At 64.6% G+C, this 23,063-nt stretch carries 18 protein-coding genes; 3 read left to right on the top strand and 15 right to left on the bottom strand.

What is annotated here, in order from left to right; genetic code table 11:
* Positions 1–1,347: an NfeD family protein gene (locus HMPREF3173_RS07380; protein WP_070572068.1), complete on the bottom strand. Its 1,347-nt coding sequence runs from the start codon at positions 1,345–1,347 to the stop codon at positions 1–3.
* A 96-nt stretch (positions 1,348–1,443) separates the two neighbouring features.
* Between HMPREF3173_RS07380 and HMPREF3173_RS07375 the strand changes: the two genes are divergently transcribed.
* From HMPREF3173_RS07375 to HMPREF3173_RS07365, 3 genes are all read left to right on the top strand, one after another.
* The gene (locus HMPREF3173_RS07375; protein ID WP_043208200.1) at positions 1,444–1,902 is read left to right on the top strand and encodes an aminoacyl-tRNA deacylase; all 459 of its coding nucleotides are present in this window, start codon (positions 1,444–1,446) and stop codon (positions 1,900–1,902) included.
* A 60-nt stretch (positions 1,903–1,962) separates the two neighbouring features.
* A complete protein-coding gene (locus tag HMPREF3173_RS07370) occupies positions 1,963–2,205 on the top strand; it encodes a DUF2789 domain-containing protein (RefSeq protein ID WP_043208202.1) in 243 nt (80 codons plus the stop codon).
* Positions 2,206–2,275: 70 nt separating this feature from the next.
* Positions 2,276–2,914, top strand: coding sequence for a hypothetical protein (locus HMPREF3173_RS07365; RefSeq protein ID WP_043208204.1), 639 nt, complete (start codon positions 2,276–2,278; stop codon positions 2,912–2,914).
* A gap of 89 nt (positions 2,915–3,003) precedes the next feature.
* Here the strand turns inward: HMPREF3173_RS07365 and HMPREF3173_RS07360 are convergent, their stop codons facing one another.
* From HMPREF3173_RS07360 to HMPREF3173_RS07295, 14 genes are all read right to left on the bottom strand, one after another.
* Positions 3,004–3,441, bottom strand: a complete 438-nt coding sequence (locus HMPREF3173_RS07360; protein ID WP_043208206.1) for a CBS domain-containing protein — start codon at positions 3,439–3,441, stop codon at positions 3,004–3,006.
* Between the two features lie 114 nt (positions 3,442–3,555).
* The gene (locus tag HMPREF3173_RS07355; RefSeq protein ID WP_070572067.1) at positions 3,556–4,830 is read right to left on the bottom strand and encodes a VWA domain-containing protein; all 1,275 of its coding nucleotides are present in this window, start codon (positions 4,828–4,830) and stop codon (positions 3,556–3,558) included.
* Positions 4,831–4,838: 8 nt separating this feature from the next.
* The gene (locus HMPREF3173_RS07350) at positions 4,839–6,080 is read right to left on the bottom strand and encodes a VWA domain-containing protein (protein ID WP_070572066.1); all 1,242 of its coding nucleotides are present in this window, start codon (positions 6,078–6,080) and stop codon (positions 4,839–4,841) included.
* A 44-nt stretch (positions 6,081–6,124) separates the two neighbouring features.
* Complete coding sequence (locus HMPREF3173_RS07345; RefSeq protein ID WP_070572065.1) at positions 6,125–6,628, bottom strand: hypothetical protein; 504 nt, start codon at positions 6,626–6,628, stop codon at positions 6,125–6,127.
* 10 nt (positions 6,629–6,638) lie between these two features.
* Entirely contained in the window at positions 6,639–7,376 is a 738-nt protein-coding gene (locus HMPREF3173_RS07340) for a hypothetical protein (protein ID WP_083299955.1), read from the bottom strand.
* 26 nt (positions 7,377–7,402) lie between these two features.
* Positions 7,403–8,950 carry a formylglycine-generating enzyme family protein gene (locus tag HMPREF3173_RS07335; protein ID WP_070572064.1) on the bottom strand — a complete coding sequence of 516 codons (1,548 nt, stop codon included), beginning with the start codon at positions 8,948–8,950 and terminating at the stop codon, positions 7,403–7,405.
* A complete protein-coding gene (locus HMPREF3173_RS07330; protein ID WP_070572063.1) occupies positions 8,940–10,163 on the bottom strand; it encodes an ABC transporter permease in 1,224 nt (407 codons plus the stop codon). Before HMPREF3173_RS07330 ends, HMPREF3173_RS07335 begins: the two co-directional genes overlap by 11 nt.
* A complete protein-coding gene (locus tag HMPREF3173_RS07325) occupies positions 10,147–10,845 on the bottom strand; it encodes an ABC transporter ATP-binding protein (RefSeq protein ID WP_070572062.1) in 699 nt (232 codons plus the stop codon). The genes HMPREF3173_RS07330 and HMPREF3173_RS07325 overlap by 17 nt, the downstream gene beginning before the upstream one ends.
* Positions 10,846–10,851: 6 nt before the next feature.
* A complete protein-coding gene (locus HMPREF3173_RS07320; protein WP_070572061.1) occupies positions 10,852–12,804 on the bottom strand; it encodes a vWA domain-containing protein in 1,953 nt (650 codons plus the stop codon).
* Positions 12,801–13,844 carry a hypothetical protein gene (locus HMPREF3173_RS07315; RefSeq protein WP_070572060.1) on the bottom strand — a complete coding sequence of 348 codons (1,044 nt, stop codon included), beginning with the start codon at positions 13,842–13,844 and terminating at the stop codon, positions 12,801–12,803. The genes HMPREF3173_RS07320 and HMPREF3173_RS07315 overlap by 4 nt, the downstream gene beginning before the upstream one ends.
* Before the next feature lie 5 nt (positions 13,845–13,849).
* Entirely contained in the window at positions 13,850–16,558 is a 2,709-nt protein-coding gene (locus HMPREF3173_RS07310; protein WP_070572059.1) for a putative virulence factor, read from the bottom strand.
* Positions 16,555–19,635, bottom strand: coding sequence for a virulence factor SrfB (locus tag HMPREF3173_RS07305; protein WP_070572058.1), 3,081 nt, complete (start codon positions 19,633–19,635; stop codon positions 16,555–16,557). The genes HMPREF3173_RS07310 and HMPREF3173_RS07305 overlap by 4 nt, the downstream gene beginning before the upstream one ends.
* A gap of 17 nt (positions 19,636–19,652) precedes the next feature.
* Positions 19,653–21,092, bottom strand: a complete 1,440-nt coding sequence (locus HMPREF3173_RS07300; RefSeq protein WP_070572057.1) for an SrfA family protein — start codon at positions 21,090–21,092, stop codon at positions 19,653–19,655.
* 211 nt (positions 21,093–21,303) lie between these two features.
* On the bottom strand, positions 21,304–23,037 hold the full coding sequence (locus HMPREF3173_RS07295; protein ID WP_070572056.1) for a dipeptidase: 1,734 nt from the start codon (positions 23,035–23,037) through the stop codon (positions 21,304–21,306).
* Positions 23,038–23,063 lie beyond the last annotated feature (26 nt).

Below are 23,063 nucleotides of genomic sequence, written 5' to 3'. Positions count from 1 at the left end.
TCACTCTCCTTGCGCGCAGGGCGCGGTGGCACTGACCTCCAGCATCACGCCATGGCGGGCCGTCACGCGCACATGTTGCCCAGGCTGCAACGGGGTCGCGCACTGGACTTGCCATTGTTCGCCCTGGGCCTGTACCGAGCCGCAGAACGGGTTGTCCGCCATCACCTGGGTCACCGTGACCAGGCTGCCCACCAGCCCGGCATCGCCACTGACTAAGGCGCGTCGCCTGGCCTTGATGGCCATGCCCAGTACGCCGCCGAGCAGCAGTGCCGAGACCGCCGCCAAGGCGACGATCAGCCCCAGGGGAATGCCGAAGCCTGGTGCGTCGGTGTCCATGAGAATCACCGCGCCGACCACGAACGCGACGATGCCGCCGAAGCCGACCACACCGAAGCTCGGCAAGAACGCCTCGGCGATCATGAAGGTCACGCCCAGCAGGATCAGCGCCACACCCGCATAGCTCACCGGCAGCAACTGCATCGCGTACAGGGCCAGCAACAGGCAGATGCCACCGATCACACCGCCGACGCCGGAGCCCGGGTTCATGAACTCGAACAGCAAGCCATAGATCCCGATCATGATCAGGATGAGCGCCACGCTGGGATTGGTGATCACTGCTAGCAGTCGGGTGCGCCAGTCCGGCAGGTGTTCGACGATGGCGGCGCCGGCGGTGTGTAACTGGCGCGGCTGGCCGGCAGCGATGAAGGTCTTGCCGTCCAGTTGCTTCAACAGGTCCGGGAGGTCGTTGGCCACCTGGTCGATGACTTTGATGCGCACCGCCTCGCTGGCCGACAGGCTGACTGCCTCGCGCACGGCCTTCTCTGCCCACTCGGCGTTGCGCCCGCGCAGCAGGGCCAGACCGCGAATGTACGCGGCGGCATCATTGACCTGCTTGCGCGCCAAGGTGTCGTCTTCGCGCGGCGCGTTGGGCTCAGGTTTGCCCGGCGGTGCCGCCCCGATCTGCACCGGCGTGGCGGCGCCCAGATTGGTGCTTGGCGCCATGGCGGCCACGTGGCTGGCATAGAGGATATAGGTGCCGGCGCTGGCTGCCCGGGCGCCGCTGGGGGCGACGAAGCTGGCCACGGGCACGGGGCTTGCGAGAATCGCCTTGATGATCTGGCGCATGGCGCTGTCCAGCCCACCGGGCGTGTCCAGGCGGATCACCACCAGTTGAGCGTTTTGTGCCTGTGCCTGTTCCAAGCCGCGTACCAGGTAGTCGGCAGTGGCTGGGCCGATGGCATCGTCGACATCCAGCAACCAGACGCTGGCACCGGGCGCTGCAAAGCCACTCGGAACCATGCCGAGCACGAGCATCAGCAGCAGCCAGCGCCAGCCGCGAGCGATCACCTGTCGTCACCTTGTCCGGGCCTGTCACCGAAGTTTAGTCGTACCCGCCGGACCTCGGCCTAAACTTCCTAGATGGGGGTAAACCGGAGGTGCATCATGCGTATGGCCAAAACCCTGCAGCAGCGCCTGGACAAGGCCAACTGCGACTACGACATCATTCCCCATCCTCACTCGGCCACGAGCCTGGAATCGGCGCGCACGGCCGGCGTACCTGCCGAGCGGGTCGCCAAGTCGGTGATGCTCGATGACCGGCATGGCAACTACATCATGGCCGTGCTACCGGCCAACCGCCATCTGGACATGAGCAAGGTGCGTATGTCCGGCGCCTGGCAACTGACCCGTGAAAGCGGCCTGCCGAGTCTGTTCGGCGACTGCGAGCGCGGCGCTGTGCCAGCCCTGGGCGATGCCTATGACATAAAAATGCTGCTCGACCCGAGCCTTACCCGCCAGGGTGATGTCTATCTGGAGGCGGGGGATCACGATCACCTGATCCACATGAGCATGGAGCAATACCTGAAGCTGGTTCCCCGCGCCGAAGTGCGCGAACTGTGCTGATGATCATCAACCCACTGCCGGGCCGGCGTCGTGGACGGCCGCCCGGCCCGAGGAGGCACCATGGAAGCACCGAACCATCCATTCGCCGAACTGTTCAAGCAACTGGGGCTGGCGGACGATGCCGAGAGCATCGACAAGTTCATCACCACGCATTCACCACTCAAGAACGAGATCAAACTGGTGGATGCGCCGTTCTGGACCGAGGCCCAGCGGGCCTTTCTCAAGGAGAGCGTGATAGAGGATGCCGATTGGGCCGTGCCGTTCGATCAACTCAACGAGGCCTTGCGTCGCCCCCGCAAATAAAGCGCCGAGCGGCACCTGATGGGTGAATTGGCCGTTGCTATGCTCAGGTAAAACAACAGGGGATAGCGCGATGAAAGATCCCTACGCATCAGGCTTCTGGTGCTCCGTGACGATCCTGGGCACGCTGACGGCCGGTTACTTCTACGGCATCCGCCACGTCCACTCCATGGACCACGCGCTGCAGTTCATGTATGCCGCCGCCGCCATCACGGCGGCGGTGGCGCTTTGCGCTCTGGCCTGGAGCGCCTGGCAACAGTTGCGCTTGAACAAGCGCGAGGTGATCCAGGGGCATACGCTGGTGACCATCTGGAACACCAAGGTCGCCCTGCGTCGGGTCGAGACGGTTTTCGATCGCTATTTCTGGGGTAGCTACTGGCATTCCGGGCGGACCTTCGAGGAGGTCATGGGTGAGCTCAAGGGCACACCCCTGGAGCAGAGTCTGGACGCGCTCAAGCGTCAGTGCCGGGAGCTGGACCGCGAGATCCGTGACCATCAACACCGCTGGCTGGCCAACGCCCGCGACCTTTCCAGCGTAGCCACGGCCATGGCGCGCGAGCGCTATCAGCTGGACCTGTGCGACCCCCAGGGCCGTGATGGCGGCAATACCGCAGTGCTCAATCGCGACCTTGAGGTGTTGGTGTACACCTGGTCAGCGCGCTTGCGCAGCTTCGACCACCAGTTGGACGAGCTGGAGCGCGCATACCACTAGCGTCTGGGAGCCAAGCGCCATGGGGCCGCTGCGACGGGAGTACAGCAGCCCTGAGAACTGGACGGACGAGTGCGGCCACTCAGCGGGTATCAATCACCGCGGATGTACTGCTCCAACTGCATGATCAGATTGGCCTGTTCGGCGATGGTTTCCTTGACCAGGTCGCCGATCGACAGCAGGCCGAGCAACTCGCCGTTGCTCACCACCGGCAGGTGGCGCAGGTGCCGGTCGGTCATCAGGTTCATGCAGTACTCCAGGCTCTGCCTGGGCTCGACCGTGACCACCGGCGCGCTCATGATCTCGCGCACTGGCGTCGCCGCCGATGAGCGCCCCTTGAGCACCAGCTTGCGGGCGTAGTCGCGCTCACTGACGATCCCCACCACTTGGTTGTTTTCCACCACCGGCAAGGCGCCGACGTTCTTCTCCGCCAGCAGTTTCAGGGCGTCGAGCACCGAGTCGTCAGGGCCGATGGTATAGACGGTCTGATGCTGGGACTTGGTCTTGAGGATTTGTTCGACGTTCTTCATACGGGCCTCTGCGGGGTGAAAACCGATGTGTCGGAATAACTAAAGCATCCGGCACGCCAGCCTGCACGGCAATGCAGGAAACGGCATGGACTCGATTGAAAAACGTCATGGGCGTCAGGAACAACCCCCCGCACTCACCTCCCGGCTGGCCTGCTTGAGCGCCTCTGCCACTGCGGCAGCGTCATTGGCGGTATAAACGCGACCGCCGGTATTGCTGGCCGCGCAGTTGGAGCCGGTGGCCGCACTGATGTTGACCACGTTGATGCGCAAGCGCGGCTGGCGTTGGGCGATCTGTTCGGACACTTCGCACACACTGGTGCCGCAACTGTCGCGACCGTCCACGAACATGACGATCATGCCATCTCGATCCCGGCCATTCATTGTCAAGGCGGCGGCGCCCAGGCTGTCCCCCAGGGCGGTGCCACCTCGGGCCTTGAGTGCCGCGACCTTGTCGATCAGCACGGCGCGCTGGCGCTGGCCGAACACGCCGTGGTCGAGCGGTCGGCCACAGCCCTCGAACGTCACCAGGCGCATGGCCACGCTGTTGTCCAGGTTCTCGATCACCGATGTCAGCGAGGTTTTCGCCATGTCCATGCGGGTGACCCGCGCGGGGGCGCTGCTGGGCAGGAGTTCCTCGACGATCGGGATCTTCGCCAGCAGGCTCATGTACCACGGGTCAATTTCGCGCTTGACGCGGATGCGGGTGTCCATAGAGCCGGACGTGTCCAGCACCACGACGAATTCGGACGGCTCGAAGGTATCCCCGGGTGTGCAAACCTGGGCTGTCTGGCGGTAGGCCTGCCAACGCTGGTAAAGGTCTGGCCAGCTGAGGTAGAGGCCATAGAGCAGGGCCAGCAGCAGGACGAGCAGCAGCCCGGGCCACAGCCGCAGGGGCCTGCGTTCCACGGCGATTACTTTTGTCACCGGAGCCGGCGTGGGCTTTGCCGGTGGCGGTTCAGTTACAGGTGGCGGCGCAGGCGGTGGTGGAGAAGCCACAAGCGCCACTTGCCCCCAACGAATCACCAGCGGCTCGTCGTTGATGCTGTAAAGGTTGTTCAGATCAGGAGGTCCGATCAGCGTGCGCAGCGCCGCCGAAGCGCTTGCCTGGCCACGCCGCTCAAGCTCCTGAGCCAGTTGCTCGACGGCGGCCTGGCGTTGCTCGTAGCGTTTGAGCAGGGCCGTTTGCTGGCCGCGGCCGAGGGTGTCGAACAGGTGGGGCTGTCCGGCAAGTTCCGACCACCACTCCAGTACGCCATCACGTCCTTGCCGCGGAATGGCGTACAGGTGCGCGATGCTCGGTGGAAAGTGCTGGCGAATTAGCGCCACCGTCTGTTCCAGGGCAGTGGCGGCGTGTTGGCTGGCGTGGGTGTCTCGGAGTACCCGTTGCATGGAATGTCCTAATCACAATTGGCCGAACCGGAAACCTCCTCGCTGGCCTGCTTGAGCGCAGCGGCCATTTGCGAGGCGTTGTCGGCCGAATAGACCCGGCCACCGGTGCGCTCGGCGATGCAGTTGGCCTCGCTGTTATTGCTGATGTTGATCAGGTTGACCCGCAGCCTAGGTTGCTCGCGGGCGATCCGCTCGGCCACCGCGCAGGCGTTCTGGCCGCAGCCGTCGGGGCCATCGACGAACATCACGATCATGCCGTCGCGGGTGCGTCCGTCCATGGCCTGGGCCGCGACATCGAGGCTGGCGCTAAGGGCAGTGCCATCGTTGGGCTCCAGGGCCTGGATGCCTTGGATCAGTGCTGGACGCTGGGCAGGGGTGAACACGCCATGGTCCAAGGGCGCGCGACAGCCATTGAAGGTCACCACGCGCATGTCGATGGCCGGGTGCAGGTCCTCGATCAGGTGCGTCAGGCTGGCCTTGGCGACGTCCATGCGCACCGGTGCGCGGGTGATCTGCGCCAAGCGCTGCGGGTCGACGGCCAGATCGTTGATGTACTGGAAGAACCATTGCTCGTCTTCAGCCGTGGCTTCGACGCTCAGGCGCATAGAGCCTGACGTGTCGAGCACTACAGCGAATTCCGGTGGCTGCACCTGGGCGTCCTTGACGCAGGCGTAGGGCTGCTGCACGGACCGGGTATCCAACCAGCGCTGCAGGTAGGGCCAGCCGAACCACAGGGCCAGTGCCAGGAGCAGCAAACCTAGCAACGGCAGCAGGAGCCATGGCAGCCAGATCCAGCGCCGGCGCACCGGCACGGGCGCAGGTGGCGGCGGTGGCGGCACGGGGGCTGTGGCGGAAGGGGGAACCGGTTGACCCCAACGGACCACCAGCGGGTAGCCGTTGATGCTGTAGAGGTTGTCCACATTCGCGGGCCCGATCAGGCGCTGCAGGACCGTGGCCTCTTCATGCTGGCCGCGCCCCTGCAGTTCGCCGATCAACTGGCGCACGGCGTCCTGGCGCTGTTCGTACAGCGCCAGCAATGCCTGTTGCTGGTCGGCATCGAGTTCATGGAAACGGCGGGGCTGTCCCTCCAGTTCCGACCACCATTCACGCACGCCGCCCTGGCCGGTGCGCGGGGTCGCGAACAGGTGCGCGATGCTGGGAGGGAAATGCCTGACGATGATCGCCATGGCGTGTTCTAGCGGCTTCGGGTCATCCTGGGCCGGGCTGGTGTCACGGGTGACCCGCTGCATGTCGGTATCCTGAAAAAAGCCGGCAGCCGAAGCTGCCGGGGGACTTACTCGTAACCCAGGCTCAGTTGCAGGCGGCTGACCTGCTGCTGCAGCGCCTTGAGCTCCTGCTTGCGGGCTTCGACCTGGGCACTGCTGGCATTGCTCGCCGGCGCCGCCTGGCTGGCCTTGAGACGTTGCTCGAGCCCGGCGATCTGTTGTTGCACGTCGGCCTTGTTGGCGTGGCGCTTCTTGAGTGTGGCGAGCAGGCCATTGAGCGATTGCTCCAGGCTCGCCTGCTGACGGCGCTGGGTTTGCAGGTCCTGGCGAGTGGAGGCCTGCAGGGCACTGAGCTGGTCATACACTTGGTTGAACTGGCGGTTCTGCTCCTGGGCCGCGCGCAAGTCCTGTTCGCTGCTGCGCACTTCATCGGCGTAGCCGCCGCCATAGTCGCAGTTGAGCTTGCCAATCAGGCTGGCGCTGCTGTCGGAGGCCTTGCACTGGGACGCGGTGGTGGCGCAGCCGGTCAGGCCGGCGAGCAGCAGCAGGCATAGGCAGTGACGTACGAACATAGGCCCGTCCTCAACCCAGGGTGATGGCCGAACGCTGGTTGTAGAGGCCATCGACCTCTTGCTGCAGCGAGGCGACCTTGGCGTTCATCTTGGCGATCTCCGCCTCGACCTTCTGGACTTCCTCGGGGTTGGCGCCGTTCTGGCGTTCGAGTTGGGCCACTTTTTCGAATTCGCTGACCGTCGCCTTCATGTTGGTCACGTCTTTGCGCATCCGGGTGATGTTCTGGTCGATGTTGGCGATGTCCTGCTGGGCCTTGGCCTTGTTGACGGTCTTGCTCTGTATGTCCTTCTGGATGGCCGCGATCTGTGCCTTGTCATCGGCGATGACCCGTTGCAGCGTGTTGGTACGTTCGGCGACCTGGGCAGTCTTGTTCTGTACGTCGGTGGTCATGACGTTCAGGCGTTGGGTCGTGTCGGCGTACTGGCTACGGCGTTGGTCCAGGTAGTAGTTGGCGCCCATGGCCACACCGCAGGCGGCAAGGCCGGCGACCACCGCGCAGGCGGCTTTGTTGCCGGAGTTCGACAGGGCACAGGCCAAGACACCGGCACCGGCGGCCACGGCGCAGGCCTGGTAGCCGGAGGTGCTGAAGAACTTGGCGTCATTGCCTGCGCTCAAGCGCGGGTCAGCGGTGCCGCCGTTGCCGCCGAGCATGGAGCTGCCAGTGCTGGCGCAGCCGGTCAGGACGAGGGTGGCGGCCAGGGCCAGGCTGATCCACTGGCTGATTCTTCCGGGTTTGTTGTGCTTCACGGTTTCGATTCCTTGCGGTGTTGTTGTCAGTGCGCCACGGCTTTGCAGCTGTCGAGCCATGCGGTGGTATCGATTTTCTGGGTCTTGAGGAATGACACCTGGTTGGCCCAGTGGGTACGCAGGTAGGGCGTCAGTTCCTTGAGGTTCTTGTTGGCTGTCAGCACCCCTTCGAGCACAGGAACCTGTGCCTGCAACAGGTCCTGGCCATACAGCGAGCCGGACTCGACCAGCGAACTTGCGTAGTAGCGGCTGAGCTTGTGCAGGCGCGCGCTCTGTTCGTCGAGCTTGGTCTTGCGCATGCCGCAGGTAGGGTCTTCTTCGCCGGCCTTGCAGTTGCTGGCGTAGTTCTTCTGCAAGAAGTCCAGGTACTGGCCATCGTCGAGCATCTTGGTGCAGAGGAAGGCGCCCAGGTTGAGGCTGGCGCGGATCGCCTGGTCGCGGGCTTCCTGCTGTTGTTGGTTGCTGGCGCGCAGCTGGTTCTCGACGTTCTTGAGCTGGTTCTTGAGCGCCTGGTCCTCGACACCGGAGGCCAGTTCTTCAAGCGCCTTGACCGTGCCTTTGTCCTTGCTTTGGGGCGCCGGCTGGTCACTGCCCAGGGATGCCCAGCTCTTCTCGATGTTCTTGACCCGCTCGCGCGAGGTCAGGGTCGGCGAGACCAGGGCCAGGCGCAGGCCGTTGGTCTTTTTCGCCACCGGGCCTTCGGCGTTGTAGTAAGGCTCCTCTTGGCGCAGGGCGGTGCGCAGTTCGCCCTCGCTGGTCAGGTAGTTGCCGCCGCGGACCACGAAACCACCGGCCTGACCGTGCTGGCGGTCGAGCTTGTTCAGGCGGAAGGGCTCGAACATCATCTCGCTGGCATTGCCGAGCATGTCGTGCAGGCCCAGGGGGTTGGGCTTGAGCAGGCCGCTCAGTTGCAACTGGCCGTTGGCCGATTGTGCCCCGGCGAACCATTCGTAGGCGTTCAGGCCTTCGGCCATGGGGTAGCGATTGTCGCGAAACTCGGCAGTGCTGACCTGCAACCCACCACGGGCGGCAAACTCCCACTCTACCTCGGTGGGCAGGCGCAGGAAGCCCAGCGCGCCGTCTTCACGGGGCAGCTTGTCGGCGGCGTTGGCCCGCAACCAGCGGTTGTATTTGTCGGCGGCCTGCAGGGCGTCGAGCCAACTGACCGAGACTATTGGCAGGCGCTGCTTGTTCGAAGGCGTCGGGCAGGTTTCGTCCATCAGGGCGCGATACTGCAGCTGGGTCATCTCGTACTTGGCCAGCAGGTAGTAGCGCGACTTTTCGCCCTTGGCGCTGGTGAAGCTGCCGGCGATGAACGCAGGGCGGGTCTGCTCCACGTAACCCCATTCGGCGCTGTCCTGGCCGATGTTGATCGGGTAATCGTCCAGCGGCCCGGCCACAGGGATCAGCACCTTGCGAAACACCATGGCGCCGTCGCAGGGCATGGGCAGGACCACGTCGTCGGCCTCGGCCATCGGGTTGTAGAACTTCTCGTCCCAGGTTGCCGCAGACGCTTGCAGCAGGAAGCCGAGACCCAGTGGCGCCAGGAGCAGGCGGCAGGCTTTAGAGTTCACGCAGACTCTCCGCAGGTTGAATCCGTATTGCCCGCAAGGCACCGATCAAGGCGACCAGGCCGGCGACCAGGAAGGCGAGCAGCAAGGCCACCAGGCCATGCCAGACGGTGATGTGACAAATGAAGGCGCCAGTGGCCTGGCTGGTGCGCAGCAATTGGTCGAACAGCAGGCTGCCGGTGTAGTAACCGCCCAGCCCGCCCAGATAGCCGACCAGGCTCAGCACCAGTGCTTGCAGCACGACGTAGCCGGCCACGGCGCAACTGCCGAAGCCCAGCAGTCGCAGCACCGCTAGGTGGCGGCGCTTGCGATCGATGTTGGCCAGGAAGGCCCCGACCAGCGAGGCGATGCAGCCGACCAGCGCCGCACCGGCGATGACGCCGAAGATCAGCCCCAGCACATGGTTGATGGCCCGCACGCTTTCGATCTCCGCCAGACGGCTGGCGGTTTCGATGCGCTGCTCATTCAACCAGCGCTCCAGCGGGGCGACGCTGTCAATGTCCTTGGCGTAGACGCGGGCGCGGGCGTAACCGATCTTGACCCCGTCCAGCGCTTGCCCGGTGCTGGCGCCCAGCGTTGCCACGCGGTAGCCATCGCGGTAGCGCTCCAGCTCCAGCAGCAGCTGCGGGCTGACGAATGCCGCTGGCCGGGCGAAGCGCACGCTGTCGACGATGGCCTGCACCTGCAGGGTGCGTTCTCCGCGCTCGTTGACCTCGTCCAGGCGCCGGGCCACGCGCAGGCGGACCGTGCTGCCGACCTTGGCGCCCAGGCGCTGGGCGGCGCGCTCGCTGAGGATCACCTGGTCGCCCTGCAAGGCGCTCAGCCCGCTGTCCAGCAGCGGGTCGCCGGCTGCGGTGGGGATGACCTCGACGTTGTCGGCAAAGCGGCCATGCTCACCGAGCAGGTCGGCCTGGGTGTTGAGCGAGCGGGTCTGGCCGATGGCGAAGCCCACGTCCGGACGCTGCTGCAGGCGCTCGAGCCAGGCCTGGTCGTAGTGGCCGCTGCTGAGCATCTTCACTTCAAGGTTGCGTGGGTCACGCAGCAACTCGTCCTGCAACTGGCTGACCACCCCATGCTTGAGGCCGAACAGCAACAGCAACGGGGCGATCACCGCCATCAGCGAGGCGGCCATGCACAGGGAGACGTTACGGTCGTGCCAGAGGTCGGCCAGGGTCAGGCGCACCAGCAGGCCAAGGTGCTCATGCCATGGGTTCAAAGCGCGTCTCCCCCTCGCCGTTGATCGCGCCCAGGCGCTTGAGGCCGAAGCGCTCGACCAGTGCCCAGTCGTGGGATACCACCAGGGCGGCGATACCCAGCTCGGCCACCAGGTTCAGCAACAGCTCGAACAGGCGCTGGGCATTGTGCGGGTCGAGCGCTGCGGTGGGTTCGTCGGCCAGCAGCACGCGCGGTTCATGGGCGATCGCCCGGACACAGGCCACCCGCTGGCGCTCGCCGATGGACAAGGCCTGGGGCAGCTTGCCCAGCAAGGGCTCCAGACGCAGGGCGGCGATGGCTTTGTCCACGGCGGCGCTGTGGGCGGCAAGGCCCAGCAGGCGCCGAGGCAGGAGGATGTTCTCGCGTACGCTCAGAAACGGCAGCAGGCCGCCGTTCTGCAGGACGAAACCCAGCGCCCGCGAGCGCAGGGCGGCCAGCGCAGGCTCCCGGTCTTCGGCCAGCAGTCGGGCGACATCCTCTCGTTGCGGCCCCAGGCGGTAGTGCGTCAGCCGCTCAGGCTTGAGCAGCAGGCCGATGGCTTCGAGCAGGGTGCTCTTGCCACAGCCGCTTTCGCCAGTGATCGCTCGCACTTCGCCTGGGCGCAGGTGCAGTTCGTCCAGGTGTACCCGGTGCGATTGTGGTCCGTCGCCACGGACCACGCTCATTCCCTTGATTTCGAGCATGGTGGGTCAGGGCATCATTTCCAGTGGCACCGGGTAGACGTTGTCGCGACTATCGGCGCCTGGCGCCAGGGCCACCCAACGGTCCACGTCGGCGTTGTAGCGTTGGTAATGACGCAGTTTGGTGCTCAGGTTGCGGATGAATTTTTCCTGGGCCAGGCCGTCCCAGCCTTTCCAGGTTTCTTCGTCCAGGTTGAGCACTTCGCTCTGGTAGGGCAGGTCCTGCAGGTACTCGCCGAGTACGCCCAGGTCGGCTACACGGGTGGTCGCGCCTTGCTTGAGTTGGTTCGGGTCGGCGCCCATGGTCGCGGCCACCGAGCGCAGCCGGGCGAACATGTCGCTGGGCGAGATCATGCCTTCGTTGGCGGCATCGAGGATCTGCTTGAGCACATCGCTCAGGTCGCTGAGCTGGGCCTTGGTCAACAGCACCCGTACGTCGGTGGTCGGTACGTTCTGCTTGATCAGATCGCGGTCACTGATCCAGGCCTGGAACACCGGCGGTGCCTGGGTCCCGGTGGTCTTGCCCAGGTAGGCCAGTTGCATGGCGTGGCCGATCAGCGCGGCATCTTCGAGCATCTTCTTGTCGGCCGGATCGGCCTTGGCGTTGGTTGCGCTGCCGATGGCGTCCTCGCCCAGGTAGGCCGATTTGACCTGCTGGGTGATGGCCGCGGCCAGGCTGTCGACCTTGCGGCCGAAGGCCTCCACGTCGCCGGCATTGACTGGGTAGTACAACGAGGTGTTGGTGCCGGGGTAGTTCGACAGGGTGCGGTACTGAGCCTCGGCGGCACTGTGGTTCTTGGCGCCGCTCGGGGTCTTCAGGTGCAGGGTGTAGAGCGCAACGCCTGGGTTGCTTGCCTCGATCTTCACCTGCTCGGCCCCCAGGCCGGTGCTCGACAGCTTGTCGCCGCCATCGATGGCGCCTGCGTCGGTGATCAGCACCACGTAGCGCGCGCCGAACTGGCTCCAGTCGACCTTGTCCACGGCATGCATGACGCCGGCATAGGCGTCTTCGTCGAAGGCGCTGCTGGAGACTTTCGCCTGCTTGAGGTCGGCGACCTTGGACAGGAAGTCGGCGCCGTCTTTCACGGTGTTGGGGTCGGCGTACATCTTGCTGACGTACTCCAGGCCCGGTACCGCCTTGGTGCTGGAGCGGTAGGCGACCAGGCCGAACTTGACCTGCTGACCGAGGTTTTCCTTTTCGATCTGCGCGTAGACACGTTTGATCGCCTCACGGGTGCGGTCGATGTACGGGTCCATGGAAATGGTCGAGTCGATGACGAACACCACCGCTGCGCTGAAGGCCTTGAGCTGGGTCTTGGTCGTCGGACTGGCCGCCCCCGCGGTCTGCGCGCCCTGCTCCTGGGCTTTGCTCACCGAGGCCACATTGAGGATGCGGGTGCGGAAGCCTTCCTCGGTCATCACCTCTTCGCCGCTGAGCACGGGCAGCAGGTAGAAGTTCTTCTGCATGTCGACAAAGAACTCAGGCTCCTGGGCCAGTACGCCAGGGGCTTCGGTGTTGTGCTTGAGTTTGGCGCGAATCGGGGCGATCTGGCTGACCGGGTCCGGCGCGTCGAGGATGCCTTCGAGCTGGCTGCGCTCTTTGAAGAACAGCAAGCGGTCGCGGTTGGCCGGGTTGGTGAAGGCCAGGGTCAGCTGCATCTTCCAGGCGACGGTGCAGTCGCCGGGCAGCCAGCCGATGCTCTTGCCTTGGGTATCGGGACCGACCCGCAGCCATTCATGGCCGTCGGCTTGGGCGCGTTCGTAGACATAGAAACGGCTGAAGGCTGGCTGCGCAGCGCCGGGTGCCGCACCGGCGGCATCGCTGAGCTTGCAGCCTGGGGTGGTCAGCACGCGTTGGAACAGGGTTTTCTTGCCGTCCTGCAGCAGCGGTTTATCCGCTGCCTGCAGGGCCGGGCTCAGGCTCAAGGCCAGCAGGGCGACGCCGAGGCCGCGCAGGCTCATGGCTTGAGCTCCTCGAAGCGCGCCTTGGCTTCGGCGTTGTTCTCATCGAAACCGAGGATGGTTTCGTACCAGTAGGCGGCGGTGGCGTTGTCTGGTGCCTTGAAGCATTCGCTGGCCTGGTGGTACTTGGGGTCGTACTCATGGGCATAGGCCATGGCGATCTGCACGTCCCCGCCTTGGGCGCGGTTGGCGTACAGGCGTTGGGCCACGCCGCAGTGGTTGTTGGCCTTGGCGGTTTTGATGACGTCGAGCAGCTTGGCGCTGTCCGGTGCCTGCTGAATGCAGCTCTGGACGAAGGCCAATTCTGCCTGGCCTTGCATGCTTTCCAGGGTGCAGGGCGCGGCAGCGGCGCTGGCCGGCTCCGCCGCCGGTGCAGCCTGTTGCTCGGCCGCTGGCGGCTCCACGGGTGCCGGCTGCTGGCGCTGGGTGAACCACCACCAGGCCGCTGCAGCGGCCGCGGCGATCAGAATCAGCAGGATCAGCGGCAGCAGCCAGCGATTGCCGGATTTCGCAGGGGCCGGTGCCACCGGGGCATAGGACGCAGAGGCTGGCTCCGGCTGGGGGGCCGGCGCTTCGACGACCGGCTCTACGGTCTCCACAGGCGGGGCGACGACTTCGACCGGTGCTGGTGGTGGTGGCGTGACAGGGGCGACAGGTTGCTCCAGTGCAGGCCCTCCGGACGCCGAGCCGATGACGGCAGGGTTGATCCGCACCATGCCCATGTCGCTCTGTCCTTGCTCGGGATGGCTCACCTCGATGCGGAAGTTTGCCGTGCCGCTGGCTTCGAGCAAGGGGTCGATCAGGTCAGGGCCGATGCGGGTTTCGATCGCTTCGGTGCCTTCGACGGCGACCAGGCTGTCCAGCCTGAACCAGTGGGCGATATTGCCCCAGCGTTTGCCTTCATGCAGGAAGTCGTGGGTCTGGCTGCTCTGCAGGGAGCACTGCAACCCTTCGCTCGCACCCTCCCAGCCGGTGATCCGCAGCAGGCCGTGGCCTGGCGTGTTCACATCCAGTGGCAGCACATCAACTCTGATACCCATTGCACTCAACTCGCTTCGAAGGTGTTCAGCAGCACAGCCAGCTGGCGTCGCTGCTCGGTGGTGATTTCCGGATCGGCGCCGTTCTTGGCGTTTTCCTGGGTCAGCCAGGCCAGGCCCGACAGCCAGTCCACCAGGAAGCGCTGTTCCTGATGCGAGGGCTGTTCAGGCAGGTTGGGCAATTCGCCTTCGGCAACGGTCCGGTAGAAGCTGAACACCGGCTCCTTGGCCCCCAGCAGACTGTTGGGGCGTGCCGAGAGCGGCTTGCCCAGCAGGCCGAACCAGCAGAGGAAGTCGCGCATCACCAGCTGCACGGCCATGACCTGACGCTGGACCATCTGGTCGCGACGGGCACCGCTGACGATGCGCTGCATGACGGCGGCGTCCAGTTGCTCGAGGAAGGCCGGGCGGCGTACCGCGCTGACCAGCTCCTCGGTCAGGGCTTCGACCAGCTCGCGGGTCATGCGCAGGCTCGCCAGGCGCAGAGGCTGCGTGCTCAGGTCGCGCATGTGCTTGATCCAGGACTTGAGCGCGGCGCGGGCAAAGCGCTGTTCGGACGTCAGGCGCTTGGCCAGCGGTTTGACCGGGGCTGCGGCGGGGGCGGCCTCGGTGCTGGCGAACAAGTTGCCGAAGCTGATTGCCGGCGCCTTGTTGGCAGGCGCCTTGGTGGCTTGCTCAGGCTCGGCGGCGGCCTCATCGTCCAGGCCGTCGATTTCGTACACGCCGCTCAGGTACAGCTCTCGCAGCTGTTCGACAGGCAGTTGCAAGGTATGGATGAGCTCGCTGATGGCGTCCGGGTCGGCCCCCAGGTTGTCGAGCAGGTACTGGGTCTTTTCGCGCTTTTTGCCCAACAGTTGCTCGAAGTCTTCTTCACGCCAGGCGTGTAGACCATGCTCCAGCAAGTCGGTACGGCATTGCTCCAGTTGTTCCTGGATGCGCGTGAGCTTGAAGTCGATGTCACTGACCGCTTGGAAACTGCCGCTGAAGCGACTGATGCCGCCGTCGTTGAGCGCGAGCATCGCACCCCAGGCTGTAGCGGGGTCTTTGACGTGGCGTTCGACCGAGGGGCTGGCGGCAAAGCACTGCTGCAGTTGTTGCAGACGGGGCGCATGGCGCTCGTTGAACTGGGTTTCATCGCCGTTGGCGTGGTCACGCTCGATGAACGCGGTGTCCAGGCGTGGCTTGCGCACCAGGTAGGTGTTGTTGAATGGCACGCCCGACCAGTCCTTCATCCATTCCTGGGTGCCGAAGCGTTCGATCATGGTCAGCTTCATCATGTTCTCGCAGCCTTCGGGCAGTTGCCCTTCGCTCAGGCTGAGGGTGTTGCTGATGAAACCATCGAGCATGGTCAGGGCCCAGATCAGGCCGGGGGCACGCTGGGCGCGTTCTTTCGGGGTAGCGCCCTGGGTCTTGTGGATCCAGCGGGTCAGCACAGGGCCGACGCTGACCACCTCGCTCTGCTTGAACGAGCTGGTGCACAGCACCAGGGCGTTCATCTGCTGGGCATCGGTGTAGCGCTCGAACAGGTAGGCCACCTTGCCACGCAGGATCAGGCTCGAGGCCGGGTTGACCTCTTCGACGGCATCGGGGCTGGCGGCATCTTCGATGCGCAGCAACTTTTGCCGGGTGCGATAGCCGGGGAAGTCGAGCAGATCGACCTGATCCACCACCGGGTCCTTGGGGCTGTTGATCAGGCGGAAGGTCATCTCGGTGGTCAGCGCGGCCAACTGGGCGATTGTCAGACCGACGCGCCCCTGAGGCTGGCCGTCTTGCAGTGGACGCACGTCCACCTGCATGTCACGACCGGTGCCCAGGCGACCGAGGATGTCCACGTTCATGATGCTGTTGGCCTGGGTGTAGGTCCCGTTTTCTTCCTTGACCAGCACGCTCAGCGGCGCCAGCACGGTATCGGCGAAGCCCAGTTTTTGCAGGCCACCGACCAGCAGCTCGTAGACATCGGTCAGGGCCTGTTGCTCGCCCCAAAGCACCGAGAACAGCTTGGCCCGCTGGCGGTAGTTCAGGCGTGGCGCCAGCTTGATCACCCGTGGCCAGTACAGCTCGTTGAGCTTGCGCACTGACTTCTCGTAGTTGCCTTTGAGGTAGTCCCACAAGGCAACCACGTCGTCCCCGGTCACGCCCGGTTGCAACTGCTCGTGCTCGCGGCCTTCGTAACCCTTGAGCAGCGCCTGGATGCTTTCGTCGGTGAAGCTGTAGTCGAGCTTCTCCTGGTCGAAATCTTCGAACCAGGCGTTGGAGAGGATCTTGGCGACTTCGATTTCGCTGAACAGCTTCAGCTCGACAGGGTAGTCGGCGTCAGGGCTCGGCGTGGCCCGACGGCTGAAGCGGGTGACCAGACCTGTAGCCTCCTTGCCGAGCCCTGTCGGGTTGACGTGCTCGATGAAGTCGAGGGTCTTGCCGCCGAAGTCGGTTTCAAGGCGCCCGGAACGGTCCGCGGCCAGGGCCGAGATCAGGTACGACTTGCCCGCCTGGGACAGCCCGAAGAAACCGATCACCATGGGCGTGGAGGCCGCGCGCTGCAAGTCACGGGCCCGGTTGCGCGCCTGGCGCAGGCGCAGGCTCAGGCCATCGGCCTCAGCCTCGACGCTGGCGGCATTGCCGCGCACCTGCTCGATCCAGTCCAAGGCTTGGCCGGCGCCTTTGTGAATGGCGCCCCAGGCACCCATCAGTTGCTGTTGCTTAGGGGTAAGGTCGCTCATTTTCCTTTGACATTCCCGCTGTCGAGCCAATAGTCGCTGTCACTCAGGCTCATGGTCGGCATGGTGTTGAGTGACAGTTCCAGATCCCGGTCGTAATCGAAATCGGCATCCTGGATGTTCGATTGCAGGTCGCAGATGACCAGTTTGTCGCTGACCAGCCCTTGCTCGAGCAGCAGGTCCGAAGGTTCTTCGACCTCCAAGCGGATACGCAGTACCGGCGCTTCGCCGTTCTTACCGATGGCACGGGAGAACGCGGCGCTGCCCCTGGGCGTGAAGCGCAGGGTGTAGAGCGGCGAGGCCGACCAGCGCTCGGCGGACAACTGCCGGTAACCCAGGTGCATGTCGCCGCGCATTTCCAGCCAGGGCGTGCCACGGGTTTCGCCTTCGCCGACGATGGGCAGCTCGATGCGGCCTTTGTCGGACTTGAGGTCGCGATAGAGCACATCGCCATGCTTGATGGTGCCGGCATTATCGATCTGGCCGAAGTGCTTGATGATCGAGTACGGCTTGAGCGCGGCGGTGCGGAAGTAGAAGTTCGGCACGCTGTGCTTGGAGCACAGCAGGCAGATCATCGCGCCCACAGAGGCGGTGCTCTTCGGGTCGTCGATCAGGCCGTTGCGGTGGAATGGGTACCAGCCGCCGGTGCGGTAGTTCTGCAGGGCCAGGATACGCCCCGGAGGCAGCGGCAGGCGCTGGCGGATGAACGCCTGGATGCCTGGCAGGCGCGAGGGGCGGCCGGTCAGCAGCAGGACGTCGCAGGGGTAGTAGAAGATCACTTCGCACAATTCGGCGAGGATCTTGGTGATGTTGATCTGTCCGCCCAGGAAGGCGGTATGCACCTGCTCAAGGTCAAACGTGATCGGCGTGCCAAGCAGGTCCAGGGTGCCCTCGCGGCCCACTTCGCGACGCACCGCGGCATTGACGAACTCCACCACGCTGTCGTTGACCGCGTCGCTTCCCAGCACCTGTTGCCAGGTCTGCTCGATCGTCTCCTGGGGCTGCGCCGGGTCGTAATGTTCATAGGCCTTGAGCAAGGCCAGGCCCAAGGGCACGAACACCTGCAGGTTCAACTGCTGACGCAGGATGCGCTCCTGGGCGGTGGCGTCACCGTTGCCGCACAGGCGCGACATGAGCTCATCGGGCGCTGGTACGCCAGCATTGTGCAAGGCACTGCGGAACGACGGCAGGACGAACTCCTGGATCACGTCCAGCAGGATGTCGTCACCGGCGATCTTGAAGCCATCGCGAAAACGCTGGTTCGGAATGATGTGTACGTTGCTGCCAGTGCCGCCATTGTTGCCGCGGTCCAGGCGATAGTCGGTGATCACCAGGTCTGTGGTGCCACCGCCGATGTCGATGGTCGCCAGAGTGATCTGCTCGGCTTCCTGTTTGTCCGGGCGGGCCAGGGCTGCGAAGAACTCTTCGGGGTGTCCGGCGAAGTTTTCGTTGACCTCGTTGTAGAGGTAGACGAGCTGGCCGCAACTGGCTTCGTCCCACTCCACGCGGATGCTCGGCAACGGTGTGCGCGGCACCACGCTCTTGTCCTTGAACGGGTTGCTCTCGCCGGCGTGCCAGCCCAGGCTCTTCCACACCAGGCCCACGGCTTCGTACAGGCGGTTGCTGAGAATGCTGCGCTCGGCCTGTGGCATGCCTGGCGGCACGGTGAGGGTGATGCTGCTCAGCTGGCGCGGCACGCGGGCGTGGCCTTGGCGCGAGCGCTGGGCCGGGCTGTTGATCTGCGATAGGGCCTGGGTGACCACCTCGGCCAGCATGAAGGTCATCAGGTTGCTGCGCGAATAGCGCGGCGTGAAAACCGGCATGTCGTTCTTGGGCGGCAGGTACAGGGCCTGGCCCAGGTCGTTGATCAGGTGAGCAAAGGGCGCGGCGGTGGCCAGCGGCTCCTTGTCGGTCTTGACGTAGGAGGTGTTGAAGCGCCAGCCGTGGCCGTAGGCCTTCTCATCCCACAGGTAGCGTTTGGGGCTGGACAGACCGGTGGAGCCCTCGGTGCCGCGACGGCGGCTGGCCAGGCGCCCGGCTTCACCGCCGACCCGGGCGATGGTGGCCCACTGGAAGGCGTTGTGGCGGCCGCTCTTGACCGAGTAGTGGTCCTTGCCGAAATAGGCCTGGGCGAATTCGACACGGCTCTCGAAGGCCTGGTTGTAGACCTTTTCCGGTTCGCTCAGGTCGCGCAGTTCGAGCACATAGTTGTGTTTCATGCCCGAGCCGGACTGGCCGTGGTCTTCGATGAGGATGCCGCAGGTGCGCGAGTTGCCCACATCCAGCACCAGGTCCACCGGGATTGGTTTGACCACGCCTTGGGTTTCGTTGGCGATCACCTTGATTTCCGGGATCTCGACCTTGGGCTTTTCGGTGCTCTGCTCGGCGGGTGTGGGCCGGCGCAGCAGGCTGAGCACGTTCAGGTAGTGAGCCAGGTGGCGGTTGCCCTGCAGGTCGCGGTCCAGTCGCTCCCGGGTCCAGTCGGCACGGGCCTCGCCATAGAGCTCGGCCAGCCATTCGCGGATCCAGCCGTGGGTCAGGAACCAGCCATATTCACGGGCACTGCAGGCGAGCTTGAAGGCGACGCCGGCACGCACGTCCTCTTCGTTGGGGGCCAGGTAGGCCGCGCCATTGATAGTCGGCATGATGCGGCTGTCGAAGGCCAGGGTCAGGCGGTGGGTATTGCCGTCTACGTCAGGCTCGGCCAGCTTGACCAGGCGCATGCGCGCCCAGTTGTTGGGGCCTTCGTCGAAGCGATAGGGCGGCATGAAACGCAGGAACGGGATCGGCAGCCAGGTGCCATTGAACAGCTTCAGGCTTTCTTCCATGGGCACGCGGAAGTGGTTGTCCTCGGTGGTGTCGAACTCCACCTGCACCACTTTGTCCGGCTCGGGCTCGTAGAAGTCTTTGTACTCCTTGGACCACAGCAGCCGGGTGGGAACCATGCCGTTGTTCAGTTGCACGAACTTGCCGGCTTGCTCGCCATCCGGGCCCAGACGCAGGGCGAAATCCATGAATTGAATGCCGGTATCGCTGACCAGCGTGACCGTTTCTTCGAACTGGGTGATTTCGGGCAACATCTTCTGCGTTTTCCGTGTTATTGGCCGGCTTGTTTCATCAGCATCGGGAAGGCTTGCGACCCGTAGTTGCCGCTGCAGTCAGCGACGCCCTGGGCGCCAGGCTTGCAGTTCACCTGGGGAAGGTCATAGCTGCTGCCATCGGCACAGGTGGCTTGGCCTGAACTGTTGATCGACAGCAGGCCGCCGTTCATGGCCGCTTCGACAGGGGCATCGCAACGCACGCCGTCGGAGCGGCTGACCGTGGCCTGACCCTTGCCGTTCTGGAAGTCATACTTCAGGCGCAGGGGCTTGCCGGTGCCAACCTCCTGGATACCGGCACCGGACCAGTCGCCATTGAGGAAGTCCGCGGTGCCGTTGCCAGCGCCTGGCGGAATGCTCAGCAGATCCGGTTGGGCGTTGGCCTGGGGCTCTTGCGCCAGTTCAGGCGGTGCAGGTGGCGCCGCGTTGCCGGTGGCGGTCGACTCGCCGGGCGCGGCCTGACTGCCTTCGGGCGTGGATGTCGGACTTGGGACGGCAGACGCTTCGGCCGTGGTGGGCGCTGGGATGGCCGTGGGAGCTTGGATCGCACCTACGCCGGCGGGCGCGACGGGCTCACTCGGTACGGCGCCGACGCCTGCTCCGGTCGTAGGCATGGCGCTCAGCGTCCCGGCCGGGAGTACGGGGGCGACGGTCTGGCCAGGGTTGAGGGTTGGCAATTGGCCGTCCAGCGCCGGTACGCTCAGTGGAGGGATGCCCAGGGCCGGAATGCCACAACTGCGCAGGCCGAACAGCAGCAAGAGCAACAGCAGCAACAGGGGCAGCAGCCACCACCAGCGCCGCCACCAGGAGGGCCTTGACGGTTGCACGGCCAGCGGCGGCACGGGCGCAGCCGGGGCCAACGGTGGCGGCTCGATCGGCGGGGGTGGCATCACCGGTTCGGCAGCCTTGGGTGTGCGGGGGTAGAGGCAATGCAAAGGCTGACGACTGCGTTCGGCGCCAGCGTGGATGAAGCCCCAGAACGTCAGGACCGGGCGGCCATCGACCAGGTAGACGAAGTTCTCGTCAGGGAAGGGCACCACGCAGGTCAGCAGTTTGCCGAACACCGTGCGATCGCCCTGGGCACCGGCTTTGGCGCCGGCCAATGGTTGGCCATGGGCGTCCAGGCCGAGCAGTTCATTGCTCAGGTCGTTGATTCTGGCTTGGAGGATTTCCAACTGTGCGCGGGCTGGGGCGCGTTCTTCCTCGGTAGCGCTGCTCCAGGGGATGACATCCCCGGGGCGATCGCTGTACCAGTCGATGGTGCTGCCCAGCTCATCGGTTTGCGGGATGGCAAGGTGCTCGACCAGATCAGGATGGGCCGGGTGCTTGCGGCGGATCGCCTCGCGGATCTGCAACGCAGCACGGTAGACCGGTTGGCCCGTTTCTCCCAAAGCGGTGAAATCTTCACTTTTACCGCTGCGTAGCAATACTCCGCGCATCCCTGACGACCCTGCCTAGTCTTTAGTTCCGAATCCGTGCGGTATCCATGCCTTGATACCGAAAATCCGGGCAACACTACTGGCAAAATGATTTCGTCGTCAATTCAGGTGGATGGCTTTTTGATATTTAAGCGCCATAGTCGATAGGGGCGCTACAGTTCAGGTCGTTTCCGTGGCTGGGCGAAGGGGCCGCGACGCGGCCCCGAACCGCTTACAACTTGGGCATCTGTCCTATCCGCGCGATCATCTCACTGACGATCTGCAGATCCAGCATGAACTGCTCCACGGTCTTGAACTCGTTGTCGTTGTGCCCGGTGTACTTCACGTTGGGCATCGCCAGGCCGAACTGCACGCCGTTAGGCAGGTCATGCACCGAGGTGGCGCCAGCAGAGGTGCCGAACTCGTGAGGCAGGCCCAGGTTCTGGCTGGCCACATCGAGCAGGGCCTTGACCCATTCACCCTCGGGGTTGCGGTACATCGGCTCGTCGAGGCTGTACTCGAAGGCCACCGAGGTGTGGCTGCCGCGCGCCCAGGTGCCCAGCTTGTCGGCCAGCTCATCCTTGAGGGTGGCCAGCGGCTTGCCTTTGGGGATGCGCAGGTTCACCGCGAGCTTGAGGGCTTTCTGGTCGAGCCCGACGTAGGTCAGCGAGGCGGTCAGCGGGCCCATGAACTTGTCTTCGAAGTTCACACCCAGCTGCTTGCCCAGGTAGTCCAGCCCCCAGTTGTCTGCCGCATAGCGCGCTGCATCGGTGATGTGGTTCTGCTTGAGCGGTACTTGGTCGCCCAGGCCGTTGAGGAAGACCAGCATCCGCGCCACCGGATTGACCCCAGATTCAGGCTCCGAAGAGTGGGCCGAGACACCGGTCACCGTGAGGATCACTTCCTTGCCGGCCACCTTGGCGTCGATGGTGAAGTCGCCACCGTTGCGCTTGACGTACTCGGCGCCTGCCTTGTTCAGGGAATCGGCCAGGGCGGTGGGGTTGTCGCCCAGCAGGGTCGCCACCGAGGTGGTGGGGATCTGGTTGGTGGCCAGGCCGCCGGTGAGCGTGGTGACTTCCGCACCTGTGCCGGTGGCCGGGCGACGGTGGAAGCTGGCCATCACGGTGCCGTAGCCTTTTTCGGCGATCACCACCGGGTAGCCGCCATCGAGCGCCAGGTTGTAGTTGGGCACCGGGTTGCGGGCGAAGTAGTAGGGGATGGCGTCACCCGTGGTTTCTTCAGTGGTGTCCACCAGCAGCTTGAACTGACGGGCCAGCGGCAGTTTTTCGTCCTTGGCCACCTTGAGCGCGTACAGCGCCACGACGATGCCGTTCTTGTCGTCCTCGGTGCCACGCCCGTACATGCGGTCCCCTACCAGGGTCACCTTGAACGGGTCCAGGTGCGTGCCGTCTTCGAGTTTCCAGTTATCCGGGTTAACCGGCACCACATCGGCGTGGGCGTGGATACCGACGACTTCCTTGTCGTTGTCGCCCAGGGAGATTTCATAGACCCGGTTGTCGATGTTGCGGAACTTCAGACCGAAGCCCTCGGCCAGGGTCTTGATCTTTTCGGCGATCTTGAGGAACTGCGGGTTCTCGTGCTGTGGCACGCCCTCGACCTGGAAGGTGGGAATCGCCACCAGTTCGCGCAGGGTCTCGGTGGCAGCCTTGCCGTATTTGATCCGGGTGTACAGGCCGAGCAGTCGGTTGATCTCGTTTTGCTGATCAGCGTTGAGCGGCTTGCCGGCCAGGTAGGTGGTCAGCGTTTCGTTCAGCGCGTCGGCCTTGGCCAGGTTGCTGTCGGCCAGCTTGCCGAGAAAGTGACGGAAATCAGTCGGATCGCTGCCGTCGTAGGTCTTGAGGATCGCCGCCGATTGCTGTGGCGTGAGGTTGGCCTGGGCCTGGTTGGCGAACAGCCCGAGGCTGGCCAGCAGCAGGGTGGCGGTCGTGAGTTTTTTCAGAGTCATGAGTCAGCGCAGTCCTTCGCGGATCG

The sequence above is a fragment of the Pseudomonas sp. HMSC08G10 genome (assembly GCF_001808425.1).
Taxonomy (GTDB): domain Bacteria; phylum Pseudomonadota; class Gammaproteobacteria; order Pseudomonadales; family Pseudomonadaceae; genus Aquipseudomonas; species Aquipseudomonas guariconensis.
This window is presented reverse-complemented; position numbering and strand designations above follow the sequence as displayed.

Coding starts and splice junctions, on each gene's coding strand:
- HMPREF3173_RS07375 (WP_043208200.1), top strand. CDS start 1,444: ATGCGTATGGCCAAAACCCTGCAGCAGCGCCTGGACAAGGCCAACTGC.
- HMPREF3173_RS07370 (WP_043208202.1), top strand. CDS start 1,963: ATGGAAGCACCGAACCATCCATTCGCCGAACTGTTCAAGCAACTGGGG.
- HMPREF3173_RS07365 (WP_043208204.1), top strand. CDS start 2,276: ATGAAAGATCCCTACGCATCAGGCTTCTGGTGCTCCGTGACGATCCTG.
- HMPREF3173_RS07360 (WP_043208206.1), bottom strand. CDS start 3,441: ATGAAGAACGTCGAACAAATCCTCAAGACCAAGTCCCAGCATCAGACC.
- HMPREF3173_RS07355 (WP_070572067.1), bottom strand. CDS start 4,830: ATGCAACGGGTACTCCGAGACACCCACGCCAGCCAACACGCCGCCACT.
- HMPREF3173_RS07350 (WP_070572066.1), bottom strand. CDS start 6,080: ATGCAGCGGGTCACCCGTGACACCAGCCCGGCCCAGGATGACCCGAAG.
- HMPREF3173_RS07345 (WP_070572065.1), bottom strand. CDS start 6,628: ATGTTCGTACGTCACTGCCTATGCCTGCTGCTGCTCGCCGGCCTGACC.
- HMPREF3173_RS07325 (WP_070572062.1), bottom strand. CDS start 10,845: ATGCTCGAAATCAAGGGAATGAGCGTGGTCCGTGGCGACGGACCACAA.
- HMPREF3173_RS07320 (WP_070572061.1), bottom strand. CDS start 12,804: ATGAGCCTGCGCGGCCTCGGCGTCGCCCTGCTGGCCTTGAGCCTGAGC.
- HMPREF3173_RS07315 (WP_070572060.1), bottom strand. CDS start 13,844: ATGGGTATCAGAGTTGATGTGCTGCCACTGGATGTGAACACGCCAGGC.
- HMPREF3173_RS07310 (WP_070572059.1), bottom strand. CDS start 16,558: ATGAGCGACCTTACCCCTAAGCAACAGCAACTGATGGGTGCCTGGGGC.
- HMPREF3173_RS07305 (WP_070572058.1), bottom strand. CDS start 19,635: ATGTTGCCCGAAATCACCCAGTTCGAAGAAACGGTCACGCTGGTCAGC.
- HMPREF3173_RS07300 (WP_070572057.1), bottom strand. CDS start 21,092: ATGCGCGGAGTATTGCTACGCAGCGGTAAAAGTGAAGATTTCACCGCT.
- HMPREF3173_RS07295 (WP_070572056.1), bottom strand. CDS start 23,037: ATGACTCTGAAAAAACTCACGACCGCCACCCTGCTGCTGGCCAGCCTC.